A 10,827-nucleotide genomic window follows, 5' to 3' on the forward strand; every position below is an offset into this window, starting at 1 on the left:
CTTTTATCAAAAATACGCTCATCTACTAATCTATCAATCCAATCGATTTCACATCTGATACATAAAATATAGAAGAAGGAGGTGAGCAGAATGGCATTTACGGTGCAAAACATCCCCATCTATTTCAAAAAGCAAGAATTCTACTTAAAGCAACGCCGTTTGCGCTCCGCACAAATTCCTATTATGACAGCAGCTTGGACCCTCCACACGAATGGTTCCAGAGAAACGCTCATCACGCATGTCTCCCGGAACGGGTTGGTGACGGGATCGGTGCACGCGAATCCTGTCCGCGGTTGGTATGATAAACGTTCAGGTAAAATAACCTTTGTCCGATACATCCCAGGGGGCACGATCAACGGTATAAACAATCAGCTGTATGAAGGCTATATACAAAAATCAGCCCTAGACAGCGGCATCACCCTGACAGGTACCTTCGTAACCGTAGGAGATCGTGCATCTGCACAATCAACTACATTCAGCTGGTTTGCTGAGGCGATCATCCTGGTATAACAAATAGCACCTCTGAGATCGTTCGATCGCGAGGTGCCTTTGCTATGTGAGGTATGACTTACTCTGATAATTTGCCACATCGACAGATGCGATCAAAACCGTTATTCTCTCCATAATATGGACCACGCTTTGAACAGCAGCATAATCCCCTTTTCCAAGTCATTTTCGCTGAGACCGCCAAAACCCAAGTAAACCTTAGGATAACCTGTCGGCCTATTCGCTTGATGCATCCAGGTACGATGTAAATCATAGATTTGAACGCCTTGTTCTGCGGCCATTTCAACTAGTTGCTCAGCTTTCACATGCGTTTTGACGCTGACTTGAATATGAAGCCCCGCGCTATGCCCGGTAATTTCGATATGGTCTGCAAAATGATGGCTCAGCAGCTCAATCAATCTATCGTGTTTCTTCCGATACGTATTGCGCATCCGCCGGATATGGCGATACCAATGTCCTTGCTCGATAAAAGATTGCATCGCCCACTGCTCGATTCGCGAGGGACTGGCGAGCAAATGGTTCATACGTTCCATCTCACTGACTAGAGGCATCGGCAAGACCATATAATTCATCCGCAAGGCCGGTGTGAATGCCTTGGAAAACGTCCCCATATAGATTACCCTGCCATGCTGATCAAGACTTTGCAGGGAAGGGATCGGCTTGCCCAAGTAACGGAATTCCCCGTCATAATCGTCTTCAATGATATAAGCCTTCCTAGTGCTTGCCCAATTGAGCAAACGCTCACGCTCAGCGTAAGGAATCACACTTCCGGTAGGAAACTGATGCGAAGGGGTAACATACACCGCTTGAGCCGCACTGCTCTCCAATTCTTCCAAACAAAGACCCTGGTCATGGACAGAGATCGGTGTCATCGCAAACCCGTCTAATCTGAAATGCTCCCGAACCTTGGTAAACCCCGGTTCTTCCATCGCAATATGCGCAACGTCCGCAAGCAGCTTAGTCAGAATGCCGATACTGTAGGTGATGCCTGTACCGATAACAATCTGCTCAGGCGTGCAGACAACGCCTCTCGCTTGCCGGATATAATCCGCAATGACAGCGCGGAAAGCGTACTCCCCTTGAGGGTCGCCATATTGACAAAGGAGCTCCGCGGAATTCTCCATCGCATCATGCAGCATCTTTTTCCAGATGCGAAGCGGAAATAGCGATGCGTCCAAATGGGTAGGGTTGAAATCCATATTAGCTTTAGGCAAAGTTGTCGGATGGATTGCAGGCCGGAGATTAACAGCAAGGTTATGCTCGGCTGCGACAGGCCCTGCAGCATGCCCGTATTCATAAGGATTAATTGCGTACAAGCCAGAACGCGGCTTACTCCGCACATACCCCTCGGATGATAGCATCTGATAGGCCGTCTCAATAGGTGTTTTACTTATATTCAGCTGAAGCTGCAGCGACCTTACTGAAGGCATGCGAGTGCCATTCGTAATTAGACCGCTGCGAATCTGCTGGCGAATTTGCGTGTATAGCTGCAGGTACAGCGGATCATGGCTCTGATCGGAAAGTAAAATATCGAACATTCTTCATCCCTGCCTTCTTCATCTGTCTTTTGTAAATGTTGATATCTGACCATTTATGAGTGGTCAGATATAGTATAGATTGAATATATCGTTTGAAACAATAGCTAAAAAGAAGGATGTGCAACTATGAACATTGCGTTAAACTTGAAACAACATAGTGGACTTGGCCTGACGCCTAGGCAATTCATAGACGGAATGACGAGGAACCAAGCGTCCTTCCAACAATCGCTGGAGAGGCTCGTAACAAGATCGCAGCTATCTACAATGCAGGAACGGAATATCAAGATGTTATTGTGGAGGAGCTGCGACAATTGTTCACTTCATGGGAACATTAAAAAAATGACAGCAGACTACTGAGGTGAAATAAAGTGATGTTAACCCAATCCGAAATAAAAACGTATTTGCACCGACTAGGTGTGTCCGATATCGAGAGTCCAACGAAAGACTACTTGTTTGCGCTGCACCAAGCACATGTCGATAGGATTTCATGGCAGACGCTGGATATCTATGCAGGCAAACCAGTGAGTATCGATACCCAAGAGGCTATCCAGTTGATGCTTGGCGGGCGCAGCGGCTATTGCTTTCATCTGAATGGCGCTTTCAGCACGCTGCTTCAATCTCTGGGCTACAAGATTTCCATGCACCGCGCGGGCGTACAGCCGCTTGGCCAGGAGCCGCGGATTAATTCCTTCCACCTTGGACTCACCGTCGACCTTGCGACGGATCCGCAGGAAGAGGATCGCTGGATTATCGATGTCGGGCTCGGCGATATGCCGTATGAGCCGATTCCATGGCTGTACGGGCGCTATGATCAAGCACCATTCACCTATACGGTCATGGAATCTGGCGTAGTCCCCCATGGCTGGCGTTTGGAACATGATAAGCTTGGACCCTATGTCGGCGTTGACTACGCTCCCGAGGTTGTGAGCACAATCGACGTGTTCAAACCGCAGCATGCGCATTACAGCTTATCCCCCGACTCGCCTTGGATGAACATTTTCCTTCTCCGGCAGCGGCACGCCACAGGCGGCAATGAACTGCGCGGATGCGTTTGGCACCAGCGCGAGCTGGATCAAATCCGCAAGACGGAGCTGACTACACAGTCACAGTGGCTGGAAGTGCTGGGCGACGTGTTTGGCGAGCATTTGGTTGCCTATAGCAGCCACGAGCGAGATGCGTTGTGGCAGAGAATCCATGCGGAGCATGAGGTCTGGAAGAGGCAGCGCGAGGAACGCGTCTAGGCTGCTTGGCACACCGCAGCGCGAGCGGAGCTGCGTGTGCGCTAGACAGCAGCACCTAGCTGCGCGGGCTAGAGCGGGCTGCTTAGGCGCAGGGCAGCGCACAACAAAGCAAAAAGATCGTCCCTACCGCTTCGCGGCTATGGAACGATCCTTTTCTGGTTAGCGAACTATTTTCTCCAACCTATTGATTCGCGGCATTTTCATTTCCATTTCATTTTCCAGTTCCTTACTATCCACTAGCACCGATTCCGACTCATGAAAATAGCGGTTCAGGTACATTTTTTTTACCTGCACATAGATATTCGTGCTTCTTAGGTATGTAATGATCCTGCATATCATCTGCATATGCTGCGTATCCTCAATGCCAGAGGAAATGTTGAACATCGTATTCAAGCTGCCTATCGCTTGATCTCTAGTTACCGACCCGCCTTCCAAATCCTTCAAAACTCGCTCAATCTCCCGGTCAATGAAACAGATCGCTCTAATTTTCGTAATCTTATCAACCAAATGACGGCACCTCCCAGATGATGTACCTCAAATGGTACAACACCCTGCTTGTAATATCTGTCGAAGAGAGGGAAGAGAGAAATACATCTTTTTAGGGAATTTCGCGGCTTCTTGTCATCTTTTGTAAGTCGATAGGACGTCATCTTTTCCCGGGAAATAATCACCCCTCAAGCGTCGCCTTGAATCTTCCTCAAAAACTGCAAAGTACGCTCATTCCTCGACCGGCCAAAGACGTCGTCAGGAGCGCCACGCTCTACAATGATCCCTTGATCCATGAAGACAACTTGGTCAGCCACTTCTCTCGCGAATCCCATCTCATGCGTAACGATAATCATCGTCATCCCTTCAGCGGCCAAGTCCTTCATCACTTGCAGCACATCGCCCACCAGTTCTGGATCTAAGGCAGACGTGGGTTCATCGAATAGGATCACTTGCGGATTCAAAGCCAAAGCACGAGCAATGCCAACCCGCTGCTGCTGCCCGCCGGACAATTCGTGGGGATAGCTGTCGGCGCGATCTCTCAAGCCCACTTTCTCCAAAAGAGCCAAGGAAACGCTTCTCGCTTCTTTCACCGATTTCCTCTGCACGATCACTTGTCCTTCCATTAGATTGCCTAACGCTGTGAGATGCGGAAACAGATTATAGTTCTGAAAAACCATACCGGTCTGTTTGCGAATCGCCATCATCGTACGGTGCTCCAGCTTCTCGCCAGGCTTAAAAGCAACTCTTGAATCCCCTACTGTCAGCTTCCCTTTCTCCGGGATTTCCAGTAGATTCAGACAGCGCAGCAGTGTTGTTTTGCCGGAGCCCGAGGGGCCGATAATCACCGTGGTTTTCCCTTTGTCAATGATCAGATCGATACCGTTCAGCACAGGTACGCCATGAAACTGTTTATGTAGGTGCTCTAATTGAATCATGCTTCGCTGCCCTCCTCCTACGTTGCCACACTGCGGTCGTATCGTCTTTCCAGCCTGTTCTGAGCGTAGGAAAGCACCGTACTGAACAGCAGATAAATAGCTGCAACTTCCATATACAGCCATAGGGGCTCGTAGGTAACCGCGGCGATCTGCTGTCCTTTCTGGAATAGCTCCGTCACGGTAATCGTTGCCGCCAGCGATGTATCTTTAATCAAGCTGATAAAAGAGTTCCCTAGCGGGGGAATCGCGACACGCACCGCTTGCGGAAGAATAATGCGCCGCATGGCCTGCCATTTGGTCATGCCGATCGAATAGGCAGCCTCACTCTGCCCCTTGGGAATGGATAGAATTGCGGCCCTGATAATCTCGGAGCTGTAGGCGCCTTTATTCAGCGTGAAGCCAATAATGGCTGTTGGAAAAGGGTCCAACGTGATTCCAAGGCTCGGAAAACCGTAGAAAAGGATAAATAACTGTACCAGCAGCGGGGTGCCGCGAAAGATCCACACATACAATTTCGCCAGAAGAACGAAAGGTGTAAAACCGGACAAGCGAGCGAGCGCGGTTAGAAATGCCAAGCTTAGACCTAGAACAAATGTGATCAGCGTGAGCGGGATGGTGTAGGCTAAGCCGGCTTTCAGGATCGGGAAAAAGGAATCGCCAAGGATTCCTAAGATACGTGCCGTTCGTTCCGATGTCATCATGAGATGCCTTACTTCGAAACATCAGAGGCGAACCATTTTTGCGAAATCTGCAGGTAGGTGCCATCTGATTTCATATCGGCCAGCGCTTTATTCACTTTGGCGACCAGATCCGTACTGCCTTTGCGCAGCAAAAAAGCGTTGCTTGTCGCGTTCGGCTCCTCGTATACCGTTTTGATAGCCAGCTCGGGGCGCTGCTTTTTCAAATCCAGATACGAGAGGCTATCGTTCAGCGTAGCGTCGATCCGGCCGGAGGTCAGCAGGTCGATAGCCTGATTAAAGCCCTCGACTACGGTGTTAACCGCCCCGTGCTCCTCCGCAATTTTGCGATAATTGCTGTCTAGCGATTGGCCTACCTTTTTCCCCTTCAAGCCATCCAACGAGGTAATATCGGTATTGTTGGCTTGAACGACGAGCACAGCCCGAGACACAATATACGGCTCCGACATATCGTATTTCTCCAACCGATCCGGGCGCACTGCCACTTCATTGGCCACCATGTCATACCGCTTGGCATCCAGCCCGGCATTCATGCCGTCCCACTTGGTTTCGATAAACTTCGGAGTTACACCCATGCGTTTGGCGACTTCCTGGGCAATTTCCACATCAAATCCCGTTAACGTCCCTCCTTTATCATGAAAAGTAAATGGCGCATAGGTTCCTTCGGTTCCAATCGTTATTTCTCCCTTGGCGTTGCCGGACGGTGCGCTGCTGGTTCCCGCGTTCTGGTCCTTGTTCGAACTGCAGCCGATAATAGCGAATAAACCCATTAAAATACACGTAAATGTGATGATTTTCCTCAACATATAACCTCCCGTAGCTAGGCATTTTGGCCGTACGAGAGGTATTATTCCCCATCTATCCAATTTTTAAGAATCCATTTAGTTCATCATTTGTTTCACTAATTCACGATTGCGCTGCTTGAACAATTCATTGTGGGAAGAGACCATGCCATATCCTTTGGCATCGGGCTGAATGAACATTTTCGCTTTATTAACCGCGTTGGCTGCATCCTGGAAAGCCCCGGCAATTAAATGCACCTTGCCTTCGTGGCTCAGAATATCGCCCGCCGCATAAATGCCCGGAATAGAAGATTCACTCGCTGCATTCCCCGCGATATAATAGTCATCTTTGATCGCGATAGCCACTTCACTATTCTGCAGCAAGGTAGTGTCCCGCTCATAACCATGATTAATAATGACTTCGTCGACAGCCACATAGGAGATATCGCCCGTATCCGAATTCACCAGCTCCACCCGCTCAATGGCTTCATGGTTGGCTCCGGCAATCAGCTTGCTGATCGAGGTGTTAAAGAAACACTCCACAGAACTCTCCATCAACTGCCTCGCTTGCGCCTCATGACCTGCTAAACCGTCTTTACGGTATGTTAAATACACTTTGGAGGCAACGGGTTCGAGCTCGTTCGCCCAATCAATCGCCGAATTTCCCCCGCCTGAGATAATAACGGTTTTGCCTTTGAAATGCTCTAACGATTTCACCGTATAGTTCAAATTAGAGACCTCGTAGCGCTCTGCGCCTTCGATCTCCAGCTTTTTGGGATTGAGAATGCCTCCCCCCACCGCGACGATCACAGTTTTGGAGAAATGTGTCTTACCCGACGCCCCCAGCAATTCGAAAATGCCCTCTTCGTTGCGTCTGATCGACTCCACCTTTTCACCCAAAACGACTTCTGGCTGGAAAGTCAGCCCCTGCTCCACCAATTTCTCAATCAGCTTCGCTCCGGGAAGCGGTGTATGTCCGCCAACATCCCAAATCATTTTCTCTGGATAGACATGGACTTTGCCGCCCAACTGATCTTGATACTCAATAATTTTGGTCTTCATTTCTCTTAAACCGCTATAAAAAGTAGAGTAAAGGCCTGCTGGGCCGCCTCCTATAACCGTTACATCAAATAATTCTGACGGGTTCAAATTTTCCCACTCCTTTATATAATGGTGCAATTGATTATCATTCTCACATTAAATATACGTGTATTTTTTTCTTTTTACAACAAAAACCTGTTGACAACCGCACTAGAAATACCTTAGAGTGTTTCAAGTGTGATACTGATAATCATTATCATTAATTGGAAATAGAGGTGCTGGCTTGGTCCGTCAAGGCCGGCAATTGGACGAGATTCTCGAACCAACAAACCGATGTGCGTTACCTATTATTTATTAAAAGGAGATTACACCTATGAAAAAACTGCTGCTCCCATTCCTGCTCATCTTGGTGCTAGCCATTAGCGCCTGCTCCTCCACTGCACCGAAAGACAGTGCTTCACCCCAACCATCAGCCGCAGCTACGGCCAAAACGGATGCCAAAGCTGAAAGCAAACCAGCGAAAATTACCTACCAATCGGAGAATGGTCCTGTAGAAGTGCCAGGCAATCCGCAGCGCGTAATCGTCCTTTCCTCTTTTGCCGGTAATGTCATGGCGCTTAAAGTGAATCTTGTCGGTGTGGACTCCTGGTCCAAAATGAACCCGAACTTTCAAACCACCCTCAAAGATGTACAAGAAGTAACGGATGAAAATTTGGAGAAAATCATTGAATTAAAACCTGATCTCATCATCGGCCTTTCCAATATTAAGAATGTAGATAAATTAAAACAAATTGCCCCAACCGTTACCTACACGTACGGAAAAGTCGATTATTTGAAACAACATCTGGAAATCGGCAAGCTGCTGAACAAAGAAAAAGAAGCAACGGCTTGGATCGATGACTTCAAAAAACGCGCACAACAAGCAGGCACAGACATTAAAGCCAAAATCGGTGCGGATAAAACCATTTCTGTTATTGAGAGCTTTGATAAGCAGCTTTATGTTTTCGGCGACAACTGGGGACGCGGCACGGAGATCCTGTACCAAGAAATGAAACTGGCGATGCCCGCCAAAGTGAAAGAAATGGCTTTGAAAGACGGCTACTACGCCTTATCCGCTGAAGTTCTACCGCAGTACATGGGCGATTATGTCATCTTCAGTAAAAACCCGGATGCGGATAACAGCTTCCAAAAAACAGATACTTACAAAAATACGTCAGCTGCCAAAAACAATCACGTTTACGAAGCTAACGCCAAAGAGTTCTATTTCAATGATCCCCTCACGCTTGATTTTCAATTGAATTTCTTTATCAAGAACTTACTCGGTAAATAACACAGCAAGGAGAGTTCTTGAATGAACAAATCGGTTCCTTTTCTGCTTAAACTCATCGTCAGTCTTATCGTGTTCGTGGGCAGCTTTGTTATCGCCATGGTATTCGGAGCCGCTGATGCAACGGTCAAAGACGTCTGGCTGGCCCTCACCTCTTCAGCAACTGGAGATACAATTACACTTATTCGCGAATTGCGCTTACCGCGTGAAGTTGCAGGGATTTTCGTTGGGGCGGCCTTGGCCGTCTCCGGCGCTATTATGCAGGGCATCACCCGAAACCCGCTGGCAGACCCCGGTCTACTTGGGTTAACGGCTGGTGCCAATGCTGCGTTAGCCTTCACGGTGGCCTTCCTGCCATCCACCAATTACTTCGGAATCATGATTGTGTGCTTCATCGGAGCTGCCATTGGGGCTATCCTGGTATTTGGTATCGGCGCTATGAGAAAAGGGGGCTTGTCCCCCATTCGCATCGTATTGGCCGGTTCTGCCGTTTCCGCGTTCCTCTATGCGATTGCCGAAGGTATCGGTCTCGCGTTTAAAATTTCCAAAGAAGTTTCCATGTGGACAGCTGGCGGATTAATCGGCACCTCCTGGGGCCAGTTGCAGGTCATCGCTCCCTTCATTATCCTTGGGACTGTGATCTCGATCTTGCTCTCCAGGCAGCTAACCGTCCTAAGTTTAAGTGAAGAGGTCGCTGTTGGTCTGGGACAAAAAACGGCACAAATCAAGACCATCCTCTTCATCGTCATCATTCTGCTTGCCGGCGCATCTGTAGCCTTGGTTGGCAATATGGCTTTCATCGGCTTGATGATTCCGCATATTGTTCGGGCCATCGTTGGCACTGACTATCGTTTCATCATTCCGATGTCAGCCGTTCTGGGAGCGGCCTTCATGCTGTTGGCGGATACCCTGGCTCGCACGATCCATGCGCCTTACGAGACGCCTATCGTGGCGATTGTTGCTATGTTAGGGCTGCCTTTCTTCCTGTTTATCGTACGTAGAGGGGGCAAAGCATTCCCATGATTCATCCCGCTATCCTTAGAAAACAAAGGCTTCTCGTTCTTGGCGGCTTAGCCCTCATCCTCGTTACGATCATAATCGGAATGGGGCTCGGCTACTCTTCGTTATCTTACGACAGATTGATCCCCACGCTGCTCGGTCAAGGAACATTCAAGGAGGAGTTCGTCCTCTTCTCCATCCGTTTACCCCGGATCGCAATTACCGTGCTGTCAGGCATGGCACTGGCTTTGTCGGGGGCGATACTGCAAGGTATTACCCGCAATGATCTCGCTGATCCCGGTATCATTGGGATTAATTCCGGCGCAGGCGTCGCCGTGGCGATTTTCTTCCTCTTTTTCCCGATCCAGGAAGGAACTTTCGTGTATCTGCTTCCGTTAGTCGCTTTTGTCGGGGCAATTCTTACGGCAGCTTGCATATATGCTCTTTCCTATAGTCGGCAAACAGGTCTGCAGCCCGTTCGTTTAGTCCTTATCGGGGTTGGCTTTTCCCTGGCGCTGTCGGGCATTATGATTGTTGTCATCTCATCGGCGGAACGGTCCAAAGTGGATTTCATCGCCAAATGGTTGGCGGGGAACATCTGGGGGACGGACTGGCCGTTCGTCTGGGCCATTCTTCCGTGGCTTGTGATCTTGATTCCTTTCACCTTGTATAAAGCGAATCGCTTAAACCTGCTCGGACTAGGCGAGCCTGTGGCCGTCGGTTTAGGCGTATCTGTTGAAAAAGAGCGCATCATCCTGCTCTTAACCGCCGTTGCCCTGGCCGCATCTGCCGTGTCGGTGACAGGCGGCATTACCTTCATTGGCCTAATGGCTCCACACATTGCCAAGGCCTTGGTTGGGCCTAGGAATCAATTATTCATCCCGATTGCTATCTTGCTTGGCGGGTGGCTCCTGCTGCTAGCGGACACCATCGGCCGCAATATCATTGGAACCGATGGGATTCCTGCGGGGATCATGGTTGCCTTGATTGGCGCGCCTTACTTCATGTATTTGCTGCTGAAAAAATAACCAAGCGCCCCTTGAGCCCGCTGTTCGCGGGCAAATAACGGCCCCTAAAGACTCTTATCGCCCTCGAAATGTCAATTTTGGCGCTGTTAGGAGTCTTTGGGGACTTCTATTTGCGCCGACGGCACCGATTTGCCCGATGTTCGAGCGAATAACGGCCCCTAAAGACTCTTATCGCGCTCAAAATGTCAATTTGGGTGCTGTTAGGAGTCTTTGGGGACTTCTATTTGCGCCGACGGCACCGA

Annotated in this window: 11 protein-coding genes; 5 read left to right on the forward strand and 6 right to left on the reverse strand. The window is 49.2% G+C overall.

The features are described from left to right. The first annotated feature begins 90 nt into the window (after nt 1-90). Nucleotides 91-510 carry a hypothetical protein gene (locus IEY34_RS29545; protein WP_189018863.1) on the forward strand — a complete coding sequence of 140 codons (420 nt, stop codon included), beginning with the start codon at nt 91-93 and terminating at the stop codon, nt 508-510. 101 nt (nt 511-611) lie between these two features. On the opposite strand, the gene pdxR is transcribed toward IEY34_RS29545, so the two are convergent. After that, nucleotides 612-2,045 carry a MocR-like pyridoxine biosynthesis transcription factor PdxR gene (pdxR, locus tag IEY34_RS29550; protein ID WP_189018864.1) on the reverse strand — a complete coding sequence of 478 codons (1,434 nt, stop codon included), beginning with the start codon at nt 2,043-2,045 and terminating at the stop codon, nt 612-614. A 371-nt stretch (nt 2,046-2,416) separates the two neighbouring features. Here pdxR and IEY34_RS29555 point away from each other — a divergent pair, with 371 nt between their 5' ends. Beyond that, nucleotides 2,417-3,286 (forward strand): arylamine N-acetyltransferase family protein, encoded by an 870-nt coding sequence (locus IEY34_RS29555; protein ID WP_189018866.1) that lies wholly within the window; start codon nt 2,417-2,419, stop codon nt 3,284-3,286. Between the two features lie 159 nt (nt 3,287-3,445). Here the strand turns inward: IEY34_RS29555 and IEY34_RS29560 are convergent, their stop codons facing one another. The 5 genes from IEY34_RS29560 to IEY34_RS29580 all read right to left on the reverse strand — a co-directional run bounded on the left by IEY34_RS29560 (nt 3,446) and on the right by IEY34_RS29580 (nt 7,339). Then, complete coding sequence (locus tag IEY34_RS29560; RefSeq protein WP_189018868.1) at nt 3,446-3,793, reverse strand: hypothetical protein; 348 nt, start codon at nt 3,791-3,793, stop codon at nt 3,446-3,448. A gap of 167 nt (nt 3,794-3,960) precedes the next feature. Continuing rightward, the gene (locus IEY34_RS29565; protein ID WP_189018870.1) at nt 3,961-4,710 is read right to left on the reverse strand and encodes an amino acid ABC transporter ATP-binding protein; all 750 of its coding nucleotides are present in this window, start codon (nt 4,708-4,710) and stop codon (nt 3,961-3,963) included. Nucleotides 4,711-4,727: 17 nt separating this feature from the next. Further along, nucleotides 4,728-5,408 (reverse strand): amino acid ABC transporter permease, encoded by a 681-nt coding sequence (locus tag IEY34_RS29570; protein WP_189018906.1) that lies wholly within the window; start codon nt 5,406-5,408, stop codon nt 4,728-4,730. Nucleotides 5,409-5,419: 11 nt separating this feature from the next. Further along, nucleotides 5,420-6,211, reverse strand: coding sequence for an amino acid ABC transporter substrate-binding protein (locus tag IEY34_RS29575; protein WP_373291370.1), 792 nt, complete (start codon nt 6,209-6,211; stop codon nt 5,420-5,422). Nucleotides 6,212-6,289: 78 nt separating this feature from the next. Next, a complete protein-coding gene (locus IEY34_RS29580; protein ID WP_189018874.1) occupies nt 6,290-7,339 on the reverse strand; it encodes an NAD(P)/FAD-dependent oxidoreductase in 1,050 nt (349 codons plus the stop codon). A 265-nt stretch (nt 7,340-7,604) separates the two neighbouring features. Here IEY34_RS29580 and IEY34_RS29585 point away from each other — a divergent pair, with 265 nt between their 5' ends. The 3 genes from IEY34_RS29585 to IEY34_RS29595 are packed head-to-tail and all read left to right on the forward strand — an operon-like array spanning nt 7,605 to nt 10,585. After that, a complete protein-coding gene (locus tag IEY34_RS29585) occupies nt 7,605-8,561 on the forward strand; it encodes an iron-hydroxamate ABC transporter substrate-binding protein (protein ID WP_189018876.1) in 957 nt (318 codons plus the stop codon). A gap of 21 nt (nt 8,562-8,582) precedes the next feature. Next, on the forward strand, nt 8,583-9,581 hold the full coding sequence (locus IEY34_RS29590; protein ID WP_189018878.1) for a FecCD family ABC transporter permease: 999 nt from the start codon (nt 8,583-8,585) through the stop codon (nt 9,579-9,581). After that, entirely contained in the window at nt 9,578-10,585 is a 1,008-nt protein-coding gene (locus IEY34_RS29595; protein ID WP_189018880.1) for a FecCD family ABC transporter permease, read from the forward strand. Before IEY34_RS29590 ends, IEY34_RS29595 begins: the two co-directional genes overlap by 4 nt. Nucleotides 10,586-10,827: the final 242 nt, after the last annotated feature.

The organism is Paenibacillus marchantiophytorum, from assembly GCF_014640555.1.
In the GTDB taxonomy this organism is placed as follows: Bacteria; Bacillota; Bacilli; order Paenibacillales; family NBRC-103111; genus Paenibacillus_E; species Paenibacillus_E marchantiophytorum.

Coding starts and splice junctions, on each gene's coding strand:
- IEY34_RS29545 (WP_189018863.1), top strand. CDS start 91: ATGGCATTTACGGTGCAAAACATCCCCATCTATTTCAAAAAGCAAGAA.
- pdxR (WP_189018864.1), bottom strand. CDS start 2,045: ATGTTCGATATTTTACTTTCCGATCAGAGCCATGATCCGCTGTACCTG.
- IEY34_RS29555 (WP_189018866.1), top strand. CDS start 2,417: ATGTTAACCCAATCCGAAATAAAAACGTATTTGCACCGACTAGGTGTG.
- IEY34_RS29565 (WP_189018870.1), bottom strand. CDS start 4,710: ATGATTCAATTAGAGCACCTACATAAACAGTTTCATGGCGTACCTGTG.
- IEY34_RS29570 (WP_189018906.1), bottom strand. CDS start 5,408: ATGACATCGGAACGAACGGCACGTATCTTAGGAATCCTTGGCGATTCC.
- IEY34_RS29585 (WP_189018876.1), top strand. CDS start 7,605: ATGAAAAAACTGCTGCTCCCATTCCTGCTCATCTTGGTGCTAGCCATT.
- IEY34_RS29590 (WP_189018878.1), top strand. CDS start 8,583: ATGAACAAATCGGTTCCTTTTCTGCTTAAACTCATCGTCAGTCTTATC.
- IEY34_RS29595 (WP_189018880.1), top strand. CDS start 9,578: ATGATTCATCCCGCTATCCTTAGAAAACAAAGGCTTCTCGTTCTTGGC.